A 19,465-nucleotide genomic window follows, 5' to 3' on the forward strand; every position below is an offset into this window, starting at 1 on the left:
CTCGGTGGGATCCTTACCAGCATATGTATGTGATCGGGGCATACCTCTGCCTCTATTATCTCTACACCTTTCCTCTTGCATAATGTACTGAGAATATTTGCAATGTCCTGCTTGATCTGACCATACGCAACCTTTCTCCTGAACTTAGGTGCAAATACTATGTGATACTTACACTCCCATCTAGTGTGTGATAAACTATTCATGTCCATTTTGGACTACCTCCTGTGCTTTACTTTGGTTGGCGAACCGTAGTAATTCTAGCACGGGAGGTTTTTTACTGTAAGCTGAAGCAGCTGTTGTCCCCCTGCATAGCAGGGGGTTTTATTAAAGATGCTACACAAAAATACGCCTTCTCCCACAATTGAGAGAAGGCCGTTTTGCACTGTTTATTAACTTATTATATGAGAAAACAGCTCACCCTTTAAGTGCTTTCTTTATCTCCCTTATCACGATCTTAAGGGCCTTAATTCTCGCATATTTCTTGTCTACAGATTCAAGAACATACCACGGAGCGAAGGTCGTACTGGTTTTAGCAATCATCTCATCGATAGCCCCCTCGTAGAGATCCCACTTTTCGCGGTTTCTCCAGTCCTCATCCGTTATCTTCCACTGTTTCTCCGGAGTGTTCTGTCTGTCTGTAAAGCGCGCAAGCTGAGTATCCTTGTCAATCTGAACCCAAAACTTGATGATCACCGCACCCCAATCGGAGAGCTCCTTTTCAAACTCATTGATCTCGTTGTAGGCCCTCTGCCAGTCATTTTCAGAGCAGAATTCCTCGAGTCTCTCAACCATTACGCGTCCGTACCAGGTCCTGTCAAAAATCGTTACATGGCCGGTCTTCGGAAGTCTGGTCCAGAATCTCCATAGATAATGCCTTGCCTTCTCGTGGGGCTCCGGGCTCGCAATCGGCTCAACCACATAGTCCCTTGGATCAAGAGCCGCTGTAATTCTCTTGATATTTCCGCCCTTACCGGCAGCATCCCAGCCCTCATAGGCGATAATTACCGGAATCTTCTTCCTGTATACCTTATTGCCAAGATCCTTCAGCTCCTTCTGCAGCTTCTTTAGTTCGAGATCATATTCCTCATCTGTCAGGAACTTACCGGCAAGATCAATATCCGACAGCTTCTGAACCTTCTCCATCGGGAAGGTGTTCTGCAAAATCGGAACATTCAGCGTATGGTTCTTAAGCGCAATATCTATCCCCTGATTAAGGAACTGCAAAACCTGCAGCTCAGCCCACTTCTTATCTGAAGCGTCTATGATGTACCATGGCGTCCTTGACTGATTGGTATCACAAAGATACTTATCATAGACCTCCTCTATCTTGTCATACTGCTTGTTCTGCTTAATATCGGCATCCGTTACGCGCCAGCTGGTATCCTTATCTCCAAGCAGCGCATCAAGTCTCTTCTTCTGCTCCTTCTTGGATATATTCATGAAAAACTTCACCACAAGATATCCGTTGTCGCAGAGCTGCCTCTCCATAGTATTTATGGAGTGCACACGCTTTGTATAGGTATCCTCATCCATCTTGCCCTGAAGGACACCGTCCACAATCTCTTCCATCCAGCAGGTGTCGAAGAACCTGAACTTTCCTGCCTCCGGAATCTCCTTAATATATCTGTATAAAAACGGATAGCGCTTCTCTTCCTCGCTCGGAGCGCGGTCCAGCGTTGCCACCTTGAAAAATCTGGGATCAATATTTCTTATAACCTTGCCGATTACGGCTCCCTTTCCGGCAGCATTCCAGCCCTCAAACAGAACCATTACGGGAAGTCCCGCCTCCTTGATCTTCATCTGCGAAGCGGAGAGCTTTGCACGCTCTTCCTTAAGCTTTGCTTTCAGTTCTTCCTCTTCCGGCATCTCAGAAACAATAAAATCCTTTAACATAATTAACCCCCTCGCTAAGTGGTCTGCATAGTAAAACGCACCATATATGGTAATGATACCACATACGGTGCGTCACAAAACGTGTTTAGAAAAGTTTAATTATTATCGGTTTTCCGAATCAGCCAACTTCCTTTTCAGTATTGTTGAAACTTACGCCGCGGTTGATATCGCCCTTAAGATTCTCACCGAAGTTGTAGTCATTTCCGGGAAGAATAGCATTGAGTGCGATTCCGAAAATAGCTGCAAGAGCAAGTGATGTAAGAGTGATGGATGTTCCACCAACAGTAAAGGTAAGTCCGTTTGAAAAACCAAGTCCTGTAACAAGGATTACTGCTGCCACGATAAGGTTTCTTGACTTTGTGAAGTCAACCTTATTCTCAACCACATTTCTAACACCGATCGCTGAGATCATTCCGTAAAGAACGAAGCTTATACCGCCGATGATGGCTGTAGGCATTGTACCGATTACATCTGCAACCTTGGGAATAAAGCTTACAACAATCGCATAAACGGCAGCGATTCTTACTACCTTGGGATCATATACCTTGGAAAGCTCAAGAACACCGGTGTTCTCGCCGTAGGTTGTGTTCGCAGGGCCGCCAAACATTCCTGCAAGAGCTGTAGCAAGACCGTCACCCCAGAGAGTTCTGTGAAGGCCGGGCTCCTCGAGGAAGTTCTGACCTGTTGTAGCGGATATAGCGGAAATATCACCAACGTGCTCCATCATTGTAGCGATAGCAATAGGCGCCATAACAAGGATTGCAGTGATGTCGAACTTCGCAAAAAGGAAAGGCGGAAGTCCCACAAAGCTTGCAGATGCGATAGGTGCAAAATCAAGGATTGCACTACCGTCAAGATTGGTCATTCCTGCAAGATGCATTACTACAGCAACAAGATAAGAAATAACTACACCCATGAGAATCGGAACGATCTTCCAGATTCCTTTTCCCCAGATATTGAAGATGATTACAATCGCAAGTGCGATCACAGCAAGGAGCGGATTAACCGCTGCATTGCTAACTGCTGAAGGAGCAAGTGACAAACCGATGCAGATGATGATCGGACCTGTAACAACCGGAGGAAGGAAATGCATTACCTTCTTAACTCCCACAAGTTTAATGAAAAGAGATAACAGAAGATACATAAGACCTGCAACAACAATTCCGCCGCAAGCATAGGGAAGCTTCTCTCCGTAAGTCATATTTGCGAATTTACCTGTATTGAGCTCTGCGATAGTAGCAAAGCCGCCAAGAAATGCAAAAGAAGAACCAAGAAATGCCGGAACCTTGAACTTAGCAAAAAGATGGAACAGCAGCGTTCCTACTCCCGCAAAGAACAATGTAACCTGAACCGAAAGTCCCTCACCGTGAAAATAGCTGTTTACCAGAATCGGTACCAAAATCGTTGCCCCAAACATAGCAAACATGTGCTGAAGTCCAAGAATAAGCATTTTGGACTTACCAAGAGTTGACGCGTCATAAATAGCCTGTCGTTTTTCTCCCATTACCTTCTCCTCCGTTAAATAAAAACACATTACAAAATAAAAAGGCCTTTGGGGATCACCCAAAAGCCCTATTGATTATAGCATGTCCATGTCAACAATAAAAGAATTTCATCAGAACGAATTTGCATTTTTTTCTGATCGGTTTTCTGCTCTACCGGTAAGCTTATCATACAACGCCATCGCGATCATAGGCGTGATTGTTCCGGTATATAACGGGTTCATTTCATGTCCTGAATTAACTGTTTTTAGTCGTGAACGTATTTTTCAGGAGTGCAGCACGCCTGTGCGACAACAGACACTCGTCCCCACCCACCATATGAATTAAGCAATTCGTTTACAGCGGGAGTAACGGGCCTTTTCCATTCCGGCCTTTTTAAGCATTTGCTTCAGATTTGATATCTCCTTTGAATTCATATTTTCAACTTCAACTTTTATCTTTGATGGAGTACCTGCAAAAGCATCCTTGCCCACTTTCTTTACAGTATTTACATGAATGCCCATTTCCTTTAAGGATGAGCATCCATAGAACGCCCTCGCCTTAATCGCAGAGAAGTCCTTAGACCATATGATGTTAACATCTTCAAGCTGGGTGCATCCTTCAAAAGCGCTCTTGCCTATATACTTGATTTTAGTCTCATTAATCCAGCAATCTTTGATATATTGATTTCCTTTAAATGCATTATCTGCTATTCCGACTACGTCGTAGCACTCATAGCCGATCTCATCAACATATTTCCATGGATCAAAACGCTCCATATCCTCCTGACTTGCTGATGAATTAAATCCTATGACTTCAACTTCACCCCTCTGCTTCTTTGTAGCAGTTTTTACTACCCTGTACGAAAGTGATCCGGATACAAATGTCTCCCCTTTTGAAAGCTTTTTCATGAAATCCGAAGCAGTGGGAATCTTTGTTTTTGTCTTTTCCTTCTTGGGAGTATCCATTATGAAATAGACATCTTTCGCACCGGCTTTTTTCAGAAGCTTGTTTATCTTCGATGCATGCTTTGTACTCATATCGTAGGTATAGACTCTTATTATCTGGCTTGTATTTGCAAAGGCATCTGTACCTACACTCTTTAACGAGTCATCCGTAAAATAGACCTCGTTCAAGGACTCACAGCCATAAAACGCTCTATCACCGATAGTAGCAAGTCCCTTACGGTTAGTACTAAAATCCTCTAACTTTGTACATCCTTCAAAAGCACTTTTTCCTACATATCTGAAATTGGTGCATCCATAAGCACCGAAACTGCGAATGTTTGTATTCCCCTTGAATGCATCATCCGCAATCCCCACAAAATCATATGGCAGATCTTCTTCAATCCCTACAATGCTAGGATTTTCCAATGTATACTTATCGGCACATGCAGGATCAAAACCGGCAAGCTCAACTTCACCGATTCTGAATTTCTTAAATGAATCAGGATTTTTTATCGGTTTTACAACTCTATAGACAAAGCCCTCATATACAAATTCCCCTCCTTTAGGAACTTTGTAATAATTATCATAGTAAGCCCTGGACTGTATACTCCCAATATTAAACATACCCATGATGAAAAACACAGCAGCCAAATGTAAAATTAACTTTTTCATACTCTTCTTTCCCCTTTACCTCAAATTTTCTCCCACTTATAAATGATAAGGTTTGGTTATAATCAGCTTTCTCACTCCAGCATTCTTAAAAAGTTGTTTTATTTTTGTTATCTTTTTTGCACCAATTTTATCAACCTCGATCTCTATCTTCGAGGGAGTATCAAGGAATGCATCTTTACCCACTTTCTTTAGGTTGTTTTCCCTCAGCCACATTTTTTTCAGAGATGTGCATCCACAAAAAGCTCTTGCTTTTATTGTAGAAAGGTTTTTGGCATGAAAAAAATAAACATCCTCAATTCCGGTACAGTCTTCAAATGCACTCTTGCCCACATACCTGATCTTATTATCAGTTGAAACAGATTTTATTTTCTGATTCCCCTTAAATGCATTGTCTGCTATCCCAACAATGTCATAGCATTCGTAGCCGATGTCATCGACATATTCCCATGGATCAACCCAGCTCATTTCAGGATATCGGGGAGATGGACTAAATCCTGTAACCTCTACTTCACCGCGCTTGTTTTTTGAAGCTGATTTCAACACCCTATATGAATAATAGTCATCCGAAAATGTCGCTCCCTTAGGAAGCTTTTTCACATAATCGGATTCATTCGGTATCTTTGTTTTAACCTTTTCTTTTTTAGGCGTGTCCATCTTGAAGTAAATATCGTTTGCACCGGCCTTTTTGAAAAGCTTGTTAATCTTCGATGCCTTTTTGGTGCTCATGTTGTATGTAATAACCCTGATGGTCTGACTAGTATTTTTAAAGGCGTCTTTACCTACCTTCTCTAAAGAATCATCAGTTAAATAAATGTTATCCAGCAAAGGGCAATCGCAGAACGCTCTGCTCTTGATAGTGGTTAGCCCTTTTCGGTTGTCTGAAAAGTCCTGAAAATTAGCACATCCTTCAAACGCACTTTTACCGATGTATCTAAAATAGGAGCCCCCAAAAGTAAAAAAGCTCCGAATATTCGTATCCCCCTTAAATGCATTATCAGCTATTCCTACAACTCTGTATGGTCCCCAATCTTCTAAATCTGAGCTATCATATCTAATATTAATATATTTATCAGCATCATATTTTTCACCGAAATAATCCACACGATCAGGATTGGGATCAAGGCCAAGAATTTCGATTTCGATAGGATCATTTTTCTTTTTCTTTGCTTTTATTACTCTGTAAATCAGTGGTTCACTGTCACTCTCTTTATAAAAAACATCTCCATCCTTTAGATGAAAAATAGAGACATATTTCCCTGATGGAACCAGAATTTCCGCCTTTGCATCGATAGACCTAAGATTAAATGCCGCAACGACCATTATTATGGTAATCATTGCAAAATAAAATCTTTTCATCAAAGAACACCCCATTTTTCCAATTTTTTGTCTTTCAATCCCCCAAAACAGCATTTTTACTGATTGCTGTAATAACATGATAGAGCCGGGAAACTAACGCGTCAATATATATTGAAAAGCAGAAAGTAATTCAGAATTTCCAATATATTCCATAGCACTCCCTGTATTGATTGTAGTGCGTAGTAAATACAAGGTTACGGTCAGTTCCTCTAAGGTCGAACTCCATCTCATCCTGCCTTTTCACCAGATATCTCTCAATATTTGAAAGGAAATCATCCACGGACCCCGCATCCGTGAGCTTTATCTCATCCGATTCCACAGCTCTCTCTGCAGGAACCGATACCTGCACTCCGTGAGACTTTGTTTTCATCTTCGCTGTCCCAAGTCTTGCTGAGAGAAGATATGGTCCGTATAAAAATGCATAGGTGGTCTTTCCGTCGGGGAGATTTTCATAATGAAGTCCCATAGGAAGCTCCAGCACGAGTTCTCCTCCTGATGATAGAATTTCCTTTGAGATCACAATGAAATCTTTCTCTTCCTGATGAACGCCTGCATCGACATCTTTTCCATTAAGAGTAATCCTCGGCATATCTGCTACCCACTCCGGGATTCTAAGCCATAAATCATCTTCAATGTTTTTACCCTGGTTAGGCGTAATTATAATTTTCACCTGCTCCGATTTGGTGAGGTCGCACTCCTGAATGAGCTTATAAGCATCAGTTGTAAGCTCTGATGCGAGATAAATTGACACAAGCATCTTGCCTGCTGCCCTATAGTAAATTCCTCTCTGAAGCTTCGTGAAGTTCTCATATCCGGTTCCGGTGCAGCACCAGAAGTTACCGTCAAGGGTATTAAACACCTTGTGATAACCTGTCGCCATCGGCTGGAAATATGTGGTAAATCCGGTCTCGTGATTCTGCGATGCCATTATTGCATTTATAAGTGTTCTCTCAGAATAATCGAGATACTTCTTTTTACCTGTAACCGCAAAAAGTCGTCTTGCAAACTTCAGCATGTTATAGGTATTGCAGGTCTCATTATTTACATGGGTTCTCTCTGCATCAAGGACATAATCTTTTCCGAAGTGCTCGTTCTCACTGTTTCCGCCTGTAACATAAGTATGCTTACTAACCACCATATCAAAGAAGCTCTCGGCATATTCAAGATACTTCGCCTGCGAAGTATCCGCTTCGTATCTCGCAAGCGCCCCTATAAACTTGGGAATCGTCGTGTTGGCGTGAGTATTATCAAGAACATTCTCTTTTCCCGAACGTATCTTCTCAAACAGCTCTGTCTCATCAAATCTGTGCGCCGCATCAAATATTCTCTTCAGATCTTCGATGGCGAGAGCACTTCCCTTCTCTTTAAGCTCCCTGTTTATAACGAAAAGCTCATAGAGGCAGTCATTCATTCCGCCGTATTCAATACTGAGAACTGTTTTATTGGTCTCTTCCGACCACCCCTCGGTTCTTTTTGCAATCCAGAGTCCCAGATTGTTCGCAAGCTTCAGCGCCGTCTCCTTCCTTGCTATGATGAAGGCAGCGTTCAATCCCGTCAGAATCTTGTGCATCGTATACCACGGAACCCAGGCCTGTGTGAACAGGTCGCTCAGCCCTTTTTCGACGTTATCGAACTGCAGGAGTACATTATCCGAGAACTCTTTTGTAGGAAAATCGGATCCGAAAATATATCCCTCATACTGACTTCCTTCTGTAAGCTTCTGACACTCCAGCAGAGCATCAAGGATATAGTCAAGCCTTGCATCAACGTCCTTTTTCTCCGCTTCCGTAAGTCCCGGATTCCCAACTGCCTGAGCGAGAGCTGTAATATAGTGTCCAAGGGTATGTCCGCCAATAAGGGAATTCTCCCAGCCGCCGCCATAGCGCTCTTTCCCCTTCATAAGTTCCTTCTTAGCTTCGTCGTCCATCCCTGCAATTATCGCCGCAGTTTCCCTAAAGCCCGCAAGGAGTCTGTCTGCATCAAGAGAGAGCATATTCTTCACATCGATATGAAGTGCCTCATCATAATATTTATCAGTAACCTTTACCGCTCTGTGTTCCACTAAAGTCCATGTATTTTTCATGCTATCTCCTCCTTCTGAAAAGAAATAAGTGTGCCTGTTCACTTGCCTGACACACTTAAAATATATAAGGTTTAACCCTTCCGTTCTATTCGATTATTGCTTATTATTTCTGACATTTTGCTTATGTCTGATGTGCACAGAATGTCGCTTGAAATTGTCATGAATTAATCCGGGATTTACTCTTCTCCATGACATCCTCCAGAATTCGAATATTGTTCAACGTATCATCTGTCTCGAGCGAATGATTTGCGCCTTCATATAGATGAATGGGAATACCATAACCCTCTGCCATATCCACTACCTTAAGCGGATCACTCCACGGATCTGCCGAGCCGATAAATGCTATTGCATTCAGTTTTTCCGGTTCCTTTATCACGTTAAAAGTCTCTTCCAAAGGTGTATACAGAATATGCCTTACATTTTTAACAGCGTTCTTCTCGCAATATGAAACTGCGATAGCTGTTCCTATGCTCTTTGATATAAAAAGAATATCATCATAATCATCGAAGCGGATACCACGAAGAGCTTCATCTGCTTCCCGATAAAGTGTCTCGAAGGACTCCTTCATCTTTTCCTTATCACCGCGAATCTTCTTCGGCTTACTTGTATAGTTTATATTTTTACAATCTTCGTATCCCGCCTCAGCCGCCAGCTTCCTTGCATAATACAAAAGCGGTTTATCGTTGTGATATCCTATCCCCGGAAAAAATACTGCAATTTTCTTGTTTTTCATGTGCTCACTTTCTATTAAAAATCGTAATCTACAGTTTCTTCGGTCTGAGTTGTCTCCTCTGTGTCATCTCCGCCTCCGGGAGTAAACTGCAATATTATAAACATAATCATACTAAGTACGATCATTATATAAAATTATACACCATAGCAATGATAGAATGTACCTTCCATATCCACTGTGACAGAAGCGCCCCGCAATAGCTTTTCATCAAAATACCTCAATATTATTTCTTTCTTATCTTCAAGGTATTTCCTGCTGTCAGGGTACTTTCTAAGGAGTCTCTCAAACAGATCCTCTGCACTGTCAAATGAAAGCGGACAAGGAAGCAACACGATTTCAACCTTATCAAAGTTTTCAGACAGGAGGTTTACAAAATCCGCCGCCAAATCTTTTCGCTCAGCTCTCCTTTTTATGGCAAAAGATATGTCCAGTCCGATATCCGCAATCGTCTTTTCCCAGAAATCATATTCCATATTGTCCTCGCTGTAGAAGTTCACGGAAAACATACCGCCGGGCGCAAGGACCTTTGCCACATTTTGGATGAAAGCTTCTACATCATTGAGATAAGAAAGGAGATAATGCGCAACAATCTTTGAATACTTTTTCTCCCCAATTTTCTCCCAGGTCTCTTCCTTCTCCAGGTTACTGAAAATCACCTGTATATCAGCTTCTCCCGGTAAGGTGCCGCGATTTTCATGAAGATATTCATAAAAATCGTCAGCCCAGTTTCCGTGAATGTCATATCCGTCCACTAACAGTTTTGCCGGAATACGCTCCCAGTTCTTTCTCCACAAAAGCCCGTAGCTGCAGCCAAGATCCAGGACGGTATCCTCTTCTGTAAAATCCAGCGAGTCGAATATCTTCTCATACCACTCAATTCCGTCCGCAGCATGATTTGCAGCATACCATCTTCGCTCATCAGCACCCTGACTCATTTCCATCTTCATGATGATATCCGCGATATCGTCCCAGTCAGGATTCTCATCAAGTCTTGCGAGGGACGCCTCAATGCATTTAGCCGATTTCTGCAGCTCATATATTTTCTTGTTCATCATCTCGAGCTGATTTTCCAGGATATCTCTTATCGAACTCAGATTATCATTTTCAAGGTTGCTCTTTATCTCCTCTAGGCTAAAACCGATGTGCTTTAGTGCAACAATCTTTTCCAAAATTATTAAAGAATTTTTATCATAGAGCTTGTAATTCCCCTCAGAATACCCAACAGGCTTAAGAAGTCCCTTCTCATCATATATACGAAGCGCCTTCTGCGACACCCCAGCCTGTTTGGCAATCTCCCCGGATGTCATCCTCTTTTCCATACTTCCCTCTCCTTTTTCAAGTATTACTGTATGATGTTAGTCCCCTCAATATTCCAAAATCACACGCCATTCCTCCAACAGCCGCTCTATACCCCATGCTGCATTTGCCGGACTCGTTGAAGGAAGGCAAATTGCCTTTCTGTTTATTTTTCCTTCGATATACTTCTTATAATATTTTTCAGCCGTCTTCCCATTAACAAAAATCGCTTTAATATCAGCCTTATCAAGAATCACAGACAAATCATTTGCCACAACATTCTTTATCGTCGAATCCGCTGATCCTTCAATATCGCACTGTGCTATAACATCCCAAACTGCTATATGATTCCTTAGTAAAAGTGCTCTCTTTTCCTCTACAGTACCCGGAACCTGTTCACCATATAACGCGGCTATAACCTTCCAGAATCTGTTTTGCGGATGCCCATAGAAAAACATAGCTTCTCTTGATTTCACAGATGGAAAGCTTCCAAGAATCAGTACTCTTGATTCACTATTAAAAACCGGCTCAATTGGATGAATAACCATTTTATCAGCCTCCAACCTAAGATGCTTTTTCTACAATTGTAGTAATATTAGAGCTTTTCAAAAATGCGATATCCTTTTCAGACGGAGTAATCGCAGCATCACTTCGAATAATTCTGCCGTATTTGGTATAGCGTTCTTTATTGCCTGAATTGCCCCCTTCATCAATCCTGTATTCACCTAAATCTCTTGTATTCAGGGTAGTTTCCAACAGTGAATATGGCATGTTATCCCATGCATTATCGTAGCTTCCGATTAAGGCCTCTCCATTTTCCAGAGCCTTCAGCTCCTTAAGGCACAGCTCCACCGCCTCTGATATAAACTCATCCGCCATCTCTTTTGTGAAAAAGAAAATATCCTCATCCGGCACCGGAATAAAATACTCAGCCATAGATTTCATGAGTCTTGCTATATCAAAAGGACAAAGCTTCGTAATCTCCTCGCTGTTAAAATCAGCAGGTGCCTCAATGTCATTACTAAGCCCATAATGCGAAGCAACATAGAAATTTATAATTGAATAATCCTTATGAAGCTTCTCAACATTTCCCGGAATCGTCGGATTCCACTTATACTTATCAAAAACAAAATGCCTGTAACAAATATCCTGAACAAGATGCAGATAATAGCCCAGATACAGATCATCTATCTTTATCTTCTCTCCATATTCAGACCTGAAACGTTCAAAGTCATAAACCCTCTTATTATATCCCCAGGTAGCCTTCTTTAAATGACTTGCATTTCCTGCATCCGGAAGAATCGCCCCAAACTTAAGTCTTCCCTCATCTTTGAATTCGCATCTTTTAGTAAGTTCATTTGTGACCGCCAAATGTATAATGCTTGATGCCATGAATATAATTCCCCTTCCTCCAACAATACTCCCTCTTTTATATTAGCTGTAAAAAGCACCGGATATTGCATCCGCCTTTAAATTAAATGTAATAAAGCCTCTGATATTGCATCCGCTTTCCTATAAACTTCTCTGCAAATATCCGTGCGCCAAAAAGCAAAATCCAGCAAAGCTTCTCTATTCTCTGTTTTAGATATCAGATATTCCTCATACCCATAAGCACTACGTGATAGTTGAAACATATAAACATATGGCATAGCTTCCAAATCTCTTTTTGTAAGCTGAGCATACTTCATATATTCCTTCACATACAGTGCAAAGTCTGTGGTATCAAAGGCTTCTCCATTGCGGCAAGCTCCGGCCTGTATATATGACCTCATTATCTCCCATATTGCTGGCAGCTTTGCCGCTGAGGTAAAGTCTATTACTGCCTTTACATGATCTCCATCGCATATTAATTGACATGAAGTATAATCTCCATGACTTGGAGTATATGTGATACCCTTAAAGTATCCTTTCATATCCTCAATATGACTAAAAAGCTCTTTCTTGAATAAAAAATCTTCCTTAATTCTGCTATAATTTGGATCCGCATTCTCTCTTTCCAAAGCCTCAAGTAGCCTGTCATATTTCTTATTTACCGCTTCCACCGAGATACTCGCGGCCCACTTTTCGTCAAGGCTTGATTCCATTGGATAATCTTTGAGTATGGAATGCAATACCCCCAGATATTTTGCACTATCCTTCAGAAGATTATGTGGCAAATCGTTCAGGTATGATTTCCCTTCCAGGTATTCCTGCAGGCTAATCACATGTCCTTTAAATAAAGTGCAACTATTTCCACTTATAGTCTTTATAAACCTTGCAACCGGAAATCCTTTTGAATACAAGTAATCTACAAGCTCTGTTTCTCTTTCTACAGTTTGTAAAGTATACTCTTTCTGATATTCTTTAAAAAAATAATTTCCTTCCTTACAACTAACCTTATAACAATTCGCCGTCCCCATAGAAAGATGCTGACTCTCAGTCAAATGTAGGCCATATTCCTGTAGCAAGAACATCTGCATCTTACCCTGATTAAAAACACTCTTTTCAATTGCCATTAAAATCCGCTCCCGTAATGCTTAAGCTCTTTTTAGAGCACCTTCTCAAACAGCTGATCCGTTTCACCATAAATCGTTTCAAAATCTCCGAGCTTCTCAAATCCGTATTTCTCATACAACCCATGTTCACCACTCATAATAAATACTTTGTTATAACCTAACCCTTTAGCATAATCAGTGGCACAGTTAATCATCTGCCCAGATATTCGCTTCCCACGATACTTCTCATCCACAAACATAAAACCTATAAAAGGGCTATAGCTATAATCATCCGGCAACTCATCCTTTTCAGCAATCGTACAATAACCGGCAATGCTATCATTATCCACCGCAACAATTACCCTTTCCCAATCCTGAAAATCATTTTTCTCCATCTTATCTGCAAGAGCCATCCCTGCTCTCCACGAACACTCCCTTGCGAAGCCAATCATCTTCTCCCAAAGTTGGCTATCATTCTTAATTAAATATATTTCCAAATCTTACCCCCAAAACCACATACTCAGTATCTTCGATAAACCAATATTCATCATTTGGTACACGCATATGCCAATTTGAAATCAAATAGTATTTTAGCACTCATACATGCCATATTTCAAAATTCTTGTTAGTGTGGTTATACATATAGTAAATACTTGATATTCGATTCACGTTTCTCGTTCATGGTGCCAATTGGGCACCTTGAAAATTCATCCTTAGTCAATAGAAAGTACCAACTTTTAGATCATTTTGAAAGGGTTACCCAGCTAAAATATGAAAAAAAGAGAAGCTCTACGCTTCTCTCTTTACTGCCGGCGACCGGGATCGAACTTTTGCGACGTCTCATAATCCGCATGGAAAGGAGCCTTGCGGACTCACCTTCTTTTTTGGTCCAATTTCTGACCCACTTTCGTATGATAAAGGATATTCATATTTATTGAATAACAAACAATATTTACAGCAGCGATATCAATCTTTAAAACATATCTGTACCTTTGATTATCCAAAAGTAAGCTCCAATAGTTCAAGCGCTGCTTCTTTACTCTTAACTCGAATCAGATTGTCATCAGGCTTAGCTCTGGATAGTAGATTCATACTTCCATACCACACAATCTCATTGTCAATAATTGCATAGTGTTCATGCATGTGATCCTGTATTCTGACGTTTACTCCGTTGTCCTTTAATAACTGCACAATGCCTTTGGTATCTTTAATCCTTTCCTCCGGATACCCTTCTGGGTTAAGGGTGACAACAGTTATTCTGATCCCATCTTCCTGTTTTTTCTTTACAAGCCTAATAAAAGAATCAACTTTAGAATGATTTAAGCCTGGACTTGAAATAACAATTTCCTTATTTGCTTCCAAAAGATCCTTCTCATAAACACTTTCATATGAATCAATGTCAAAGATAGAATTTGCATCCTGCTTGTCTATAATCGCATTATTCCAAATTTCATACCCAATCTTCTTATAAGCTCTAAGGCGCTTGTGGTACATTTTTTCAAGAACTCGGATATGCGAATCTACGTAATCATATATTATTACTTCCGTCTTTGTCTTATAATCTCTATGTAACCTCCCGGCAAATTGCTCAATATTGCCTTCAGCTGCTGCAGGCATTGCCAGCATCAATGTATCAAGTCTTGGAAAATTAAACCCTTCACCAACATATTTATCAATTGCCACGAGTATTACAGATTCATCATCAGAAGCAGCTCGCATCTGCAATCTCATTTCATCTTTAGCTTTTCTACTTCCTCCGCCTTGCAGAAGGTACACATGATCTGCTTTTCCCTGCAATCTCTGATAAATCAGCTCCGCATGTTCTTTGTATTTGGTTAATACCAGCGGAGTTCTACCATCCTTAATACAGTCTTCCACATCAGATATTATCTGATCATTCCTAGAATCACACTCAATTACAGCCCGGTTTGCGTCTGTTATCTTCAGATCTATAGAACTTACAAGCCTCGTAAATCGAGGATATACAAAATGCGCTATGCCTTGTTTCTGCGCTCTCTCTTTAGCAGTATATCTGAACCGAATAGGTCCAAACTGCATAAACACTTTCTTTTCAAGTCCATCTTCCCGTTTAGGAGTAGCTGTTAATCCATATACATACTTTGCTTTTGCTGCCCCAATTACATCTTCAACCGTCTGCGCTGCTCCATGATGGCACTCATCCATAATTACCATTCCGTAGTTTTCGATAATTGGATTGATTTCATCACCCTTTCCAAGAGAAGAAAAAATAGCAACATCAACTATTCCAGTCATCGAGTCATGCCCGGCATACAGTTTTCCAATCAAGTTTTTTCTCTTTTTAATTCTTCCTGTTTTTGTTTTATATTCAGGTAATTCAGCTTTAATATCTAAGAATCTGCTTAAATCTTCAATCCAGTTCTTCTGAATTTCTGTGTTATGAACAAGAATTAGTGTATTCACCTTTCTTTGGGCAATTAAATATGCACCTACAACCGTTTTCCCAAAAGATGTCGTGGCTGCTAGTACACCGTTGTTGTGCTCCAAAATTGCTTGTGCACCTCTCATCTGTTCCTCATATAAAGCACCATTGAAAGAAACATCTAAAGGAGTTCCCTTACATCTGTTATCAGTAAGAGAAAATGGAATTCCAGATGCATTTAATTTTTCAATTAGTGAATCTAAAAGAGCTCTCGGAATACAAATATAATCTCCATCATCATAACCACAAGAAATGATTCTAGACATACCTTGCGTTGAAAAGCCCATACCTGCAGTCTTATAGAACTCCGAATTGCTAAATGCAGCCATTCTCCTTATAGCATTCTGCATTTTATATTGCATTCCTTTTGAATTAATGTATATCTTATCAGAAATGATGATTTCTACTACGGAAGGTACATCTTCCTTACAAAAAGAAAGTTTCACTTTTTCCCAAGGCTTCTGTTTTCTCGCCATGGTATCATCTGCATCTTCATCAAAATCATTACATAGGCCCCCTAATAAGCCATCTGCTCCCCAGGCCTTTATCTTTTCTTCAACAATCTCTTTAGAGATTCTTTTAACATTCTTGAGGCACTCCCATTGATCAGGATATGCATTCCAGTTTTCATCTATGAAAGCACTATTCCCCGCCTGTAAAGCCAGTCCCTGTAATGGCAGCGCTATCAGATTTCCTAATCCAGATCTCCCAGTCTTTGCATTAATCGGAATATGGTCCTGAGCTGGGAGCATTCTGTCGTAATATGTGAATTTTTTCATATTAACAGATTCGGCACCTTTGGTTAGCAAAGCAGTTCCAAATCTTCTTGCTGTAGATGCCAATATCGGCTTTTCAAAGAATATCCAAAAATGGGCTCCCTTGCCAGATCTTGAGCGCTCAACTAAAATCGGCACGTCATTGTCTTCACATATCTTCCTAAATGTGTTTACTTCAATCATCCATTCAGAATCAGGATTTGCCCAATCATCACCACAAACATCATCATTATGACAATCAAAGTCAAACACAAGAAAGTTTATAGTTTCATCAAGAAGTAGCGGGTATACTCCTAATACATCCGATGCATCTTCCTTCTTTCCTCTCAGATGCTCATACACTACTTCATCAGTCAATTCCTTATAATTCGGGTTTTTACATTCACCACATGAAAACTTTGGATTATTCCTCTTTGGGCATAATCCATCCTTCCAGAAATACCAACACTGAGTATAATAGCTATGCTTACCCGTTTTCTTATTGACTTTTCCATAACGCAAACAATAAACATCACTTCGTCCGTTAAACAAGTTGCGGAAGAATTTAATTCGATGCTTGGTTATTTCCAAAGGGCTGATTCTTGCTCCTTGATTATCGTCAAATAGAATGTTCTTATCCGGAGATAGATCTTCAATATTCTTTGCTTCTTTTCTATAAGTAATACCAACCTCATCGAGCAAACTATGCAAATAATCTATCTCTTTTTCAAGTTGATTGATTCGTGAAATATATTGATCTTCGTTCATATACGTTATCTCTTCAAATATCCTTCCATTTGTCAAAAATGGGTACGGCATAAGCCATACCCACAGAATATCATTTTAATTTCTTTTGCCATTCATCAGCGACCCTAATGACATGTGCTATAGTATCTCTCCTGATAACGCTTGTTGGATAATATCTGGACACCACTTCCCAGGATGTAATCATCTTAGCCTTTTTACAAATAAAATCAGGTACATCAACGCCATTTTGTTGGGCTAAAATTACAAGTTTTGTAATATCATGTCCCCAAGGCTGTCCTCACGTTTTTAGAGAAATAGCATACTTTAAAGTTTTCTCTACACCCTGCTGAGTCAAATAGGCAGCCTGATGCTTTTGATACTTATCATCACTGTTAACAAGGTTCTTAGCAGTTTTTATATCAGCTTTTGCAATTGATAACAAAGTATTCCCCATTACGCAGCCTGCCTTTTATAAATAATCTGTCCCTTCTCCGCTAATTCCTTGCAGATAGGAGCTTTTTCTTTTTTCTGATAAATTTCATCAATAGATTTAAAATATAGGAAATCATATTCCTGGGCAAAATCCAAAAGATACAAGTCATTCATAAATTCGTTAAAGGATTTTCTATCACTAAGCGCATTGACTGTTTTCTTACTGATGATAACAATATCTATGTCAGATTTTTCTTTACATCTCTCTTCCAACACGGATCCAAACAGCATAATAGCATCAATATCCGGGCACTTTTTTGCTGTACTAATGATGTGCCTGATAATCTCAGCTTTATAATCCGCAACCATTACGGATGAATCATAATTTGTATTAACTTTGATAAGTTTGCACATAAATGATCACCACCTATCCATCAATAACTATGATTTATAGCCTTATTATACCTTACAAACATCGTAAAAAAAAGAGAAGCATCTTACGCTTCTCTCTTACTGCCGGCGACCGGGATCGAACTTTCCTGCGTCTTGCAAACACTGATAGAAAGGAGGCTGGCGGTTTCACTTTGTTTTCTGAACCCACTTTTGAACCTTGTTTCTGCATCAACTTGGTAAAGAATTTATGCTTTTGGATAATGCGAATATTCACTTATTCCGGTGAGTGCCTCTATAGCCTCCGCATCCCAAAATGCGTTCTCCCATCGGTAATAAACATCTTTTCGCTTCTTAAAGATCCTAAACGGTTTTTCTGAATTGTCATAAATATGTAGGATATCACATATCTGCACCAGTTCTGGAACAAGAGCCAAAGCCTTGTCGTATCTGGATCTAATTTTATCTTCTGGGACTCCATGTCCACCAGATGCCTCTCTTACCTTCACTCTGGCTATGTTGATTTCCGAAGATGCTGTTAGAACATAGATTCCTCTAATAAAATAGTCATTTTCCTTGGCTCTTTTCAGAAGATTTAGATTTCTTTCAGTCGACAATACAGTCTCAAATGTGAAATCTATTTTGTCAGAAAGGGCTTTTTCCCTTAGTTCTTCAGCTTTAATAGCTGCTTCCATATCAGTACACAGGCTAGACTTCTTGATATCATCAGCATTGATATATATGCCAACAGTTTTTGCCATCCTTGTGATTGTGGATTTTCCACTTCCATTAGGCCCAGCAAAAACCATGACTTCAGGAAGCATAATTTTCTCCTGGTCAGACATATTCTTTCCTCCCATCCGGATAAAGTAAATATGCCTTCTTTAGCTCAGCATCATATCCTGATGTAGGAAGTCCTTTTATCTTTCTAATCTCTTCATCAATGCGAACAGATTCAATAAATCTCTGAGTTAGTTCATCATCAGAAATTCCACATGTATAATCCAATTCATTTTTTTCTTTTATATCACTCATAAAAGCTTGCACCTCATTTATAGTTTCAATCGTTAGCTATATTATACCTTACTGATACAGCAAAAAAAAGAGAAGCTCTTACGCTTCTCTCTTACTGCCGGCGACCGGGATCGAACCGGTACGGGTATCGCTACCCACGGGATTTTAAGTCCCGGGCGTCTGCCAGTTCCGCCACGCCGGCATTTTATTGACAAAAAGTCGCTATTATAGCGACTTCTTAAATGGAGCTTCGGGGACTCGAACCCAGGACCGACCGGTTATGAGCCGGTTGCTCTAACCAACTGAGCTAAAGCTCCTTATTGATGACTCCGACGAGGCTCGAACTCGTGTTACCGCCGTGAAAGGGCGATGTCTTAACCACTTGACCACGGAGCCGTGTTCCTGTATTACAGGTTATTTCGGATTTCTCCGCTTTTTAGCTCCCCAAGTAGGACTCGAACCTACGACACTTCGGTTAACAGCCGAATGCTCTACCGACTGAGCTATTGAGGATTATCTGCCATCTGTATATGGCTTTTCCGTACCTTCAAAACCGAACACTGAATACTCATCTTAAATCCATTTCTCTCTGTTCTATATCCTTTTTGGACAAGCCCTCGACCTATTAGTACACATCAGCTGAACATGTTACCATGCTTACACCTTGTGCCTATCTACCTCATAGTCTCTAAGGGGTCTTACTGCCGAAGCAGGGATATCTCATCTTGAGG

17 protein-coding genes, 4 tRNA genes and 1 rRNA gene are annotated in these 19,465 nt (G+C 40.5%); all 22 read right to left on the reverse strand.

Annotated features, from left to right (window positions below):
- Positions 1-209 (reverse strand): IS200/IS605 family transposase (gene tnpA, locus G596_RS0118995; protein ID WP_022763396.1); only part of this gene is annotated, 209 nt, incomplete at its 3' end.
- A gap of 205 nt (positions 210-414) precedes the next feature.
- A complete protein-coding gene (gene pap, locus G596_RS0119000) occupies positions 415-1,893 on the reverse strand; it encodes a polyphosphate:AMP phosphotransferase (protein WP_022763397.1) in 1,479 nt (492 codons plus the stop codon).
- Between the two features lie 118 nt (positions 1,894-2,011).
- Positions 2,012-3,397 (reverse strand): uracil-xanthine permease family protein, encoded by a 1,386-nt coding sequence (locus G596_RS0119005; RefSeq protein WP_022763398.1) that lies wholly within the window; start codon positions 3,395-3,397, stop codon positions 2,012-2,014.
- A 321-nt stretch (positions 3,398-3,718) separates the two neighbouring features.
- Entirely contained in the window at positions 3,719-4,993 is a 1,275-nt protein-coding gene (locus tag G596_RS0119010; RefSeq protein ID WP_022763399.1) for a leucine-rich repeat protein, read from the reverse strand.
- A 36-nt stretch (positions 4,994-5,029) separates the two neighbouring features.
- Positions 5,030-6,349 (reverse strand): leucine-rich repeat protein, encoded by a 1,320-nt coding sequence (locus G596_RS0119015; RefSeq protein ID WP_022763400.1) that lies wholly within the window; start codon positions 6,347-6,349, stop codon positions 5,030-5,032.
- Positions 6,350-6,479: 130 nt separating this feature from the next.
- Positions 6,480-8,432: a beta-L-arabinofuranosidase domain-containing protein gene (locus tag G596_RS23015; protein ID WP_022763401.1), complete on the reverse strand. Its 1,953-nt coding sequence runs from the start codon at positions 8,430-8,432 to the stop codon at positions 6,480-6,482.
- Positions 8,433-8,589: 157 nt separating this feature from the next.
- Positions 8,590-9,165, reverse strand: coding sequence for a hypothetical protein (locus G596_RS0119025; RefSeq protein WP_022763402.1), 576 nt, complete (start codon positions 9,163-9,165; stop codon positions 8,590-8,592).
- 134 nt (positions 9,166-9,299) lie between these two features.
- Positions 9,300-10,484, reverse strand: a complete 1,185-nt coding sequence (locus G596_RS0119035; RefSeq protein WP_022763404.1) for a MerR family transcriptional regulator — start codon at positions 10,482-10,484, stop codon at positions 9,300-9,302.
- 45 nt (positions 10,485-10,529) lie between these two features.
- Positions 10,530-11,009 carry a DNA-deoxyinosine glycosylase gene (locus G596_RS0119040; RefSeq protein ID WP_022763405.1) on the reverse strand — a complete coding sequence of 160 codons (480 nt, stop codon included), beginning with the start codon at positions 11,007-11,009 and terminating at the stop codon, positions 10,530-10,532.
- A gap of 16 nt (positions 11,010-11,025) precedes the next feature.
- A complete protein-coding gene (locus G596_RS0119045; RefSeq protein WP_022763406.1) occupies positions 11,026-11,853 on the reverse strand; it encodes a tyrosine-protein phosphatase in 828 nt (275 codons plus the stop codon).
- 77 nt (positions 11,854-11,930) lie between these two features.
- Entirely contained in the window at positions 11,931-12,956 is a 1,026-nt protein-coding gene (locus G596_RS0119050; RefSeq protein WP_022763407.1) for a phosphotransferase, read from the reverse strand.
- Between the two features lie 32 nt (positions 12,957-12,988).
- Positions 12,989-13,432 (reverse strand): GNAT family N-acetyltransferase, encoded by a 444-nt coding sequence (locus G596_RS0119055; RefSeq protein WP_022763408.1) that lies wholly within the window; start codon positions 13,430-13,432, stop codon positions 12,989-12,991.
- 499 nt (positions 13,433-13,931) lie between these two features.
- Positions 13,932-16,919: a TOTE conflict system archaeo-eukaryotic primase domain-containing protein gene (locus G596_RS0119060; RefSeq protein ID WP_022763409.1), complete on the reverse strand. Its 2,988-nt coding sequence runs from the start codon at positions 16,917-16,919 to the stop codon at positions 13,932-13,934.
- A 277-nt stretch (positions 16,920-17,196) separates the two neighbouring features.
- Positions 17,197-17,352: a HEPN domain-containing protein gene (locus G596_RS25075; RefSeq protein WP_022763410.1), complete on the reverse strand. Its 156-nt coding sequence runs from the start codon at positions 17,350-17,352 to the stop codon at positions 17,197-17,199.
- Positions 17,352-17,744: a nucleotidyltransferase domain-containing protein gene (locus G596_RS0119070; protein ID WP_022763411.1), complete on the reverse strand. Its 393-nt coding sequence runs from the start codon at positions 17,742-17,744 to the stop codon at positions 17,352-17,354. The genes G596_RS25075 and G596_RS0119070 overlap by 1 nt, the downstream gene beginning before the upstream one ends.
- Before the next feature lie 224 nt (positions 17,745-17,968).
- Positions 17,969-18,565, reverse strand: a complete 597-nt coding sequence (locus G596_RS0119075; protein ID WP_022763412.1) for a zeta toxin family protein — start codon at positions 18,563-18,565, stop codon at positions 17,969-17,971.
- Positions 18,558-18,755 (reverse strand): hypothetical protein, encoded by a 198-nt coding sequence (locus tag G596_RS0119080; RefSeq protein WP_022763413.1) that lies wholly within the window; start codon positions 18,753-18,755, stop codon positions 18,558-18,560. Before G596_RS0119080 ends, G596_RS0119075 begins: the two co-directional genes overlap by 8 nt.
- A gap of 95 nt (positions 18,756-18,850) precedes the next feature.
- A tRNA-Leu gene (locus tag G596_RS0119085) sits at positions 18,851-18,936 on the reverse strand.
- Between the two features lie 41 nt (positions 18,937-18,977).
- A tRNA-Ile gene (locus G596_RS0119090) sits at positions 18,978-19,051 on the reverse strand.
- A 7-nt stretch (positions 19,052-19,058) separates the two neighbouring features.
- Positions 19,059-19,130: transfer RNA gene (locus tag G596_RS0119095), tRNA-Glu, on the reverse strand.
- Positions 19,131-19,174: 44 nt separating this feature from the next.
- A tRNA-Asn gene (locus tag G596_RS0119100) sits at positions 19,175-19,247 on the reverse strand.
- Positions 19,248-19,339: 92 nt separating this feature from the next.
- Positions 19,340-19,465: ribosomal RNA gene (locus G596_RS0119105) — 23S ribosomal RNA — on the reverse strand; the annotation flags it as partial.

It is taken from the genome of Butyrivibrio sp. AD3002, assembly GCF_000420905.1.
In the GTDB taxonomy this organism is placed as follows: domain Bacteria; phylum Bacillota; class Clostridia; order Lachnospirales; family Lachnospiraceae; genus Butyrivibrio.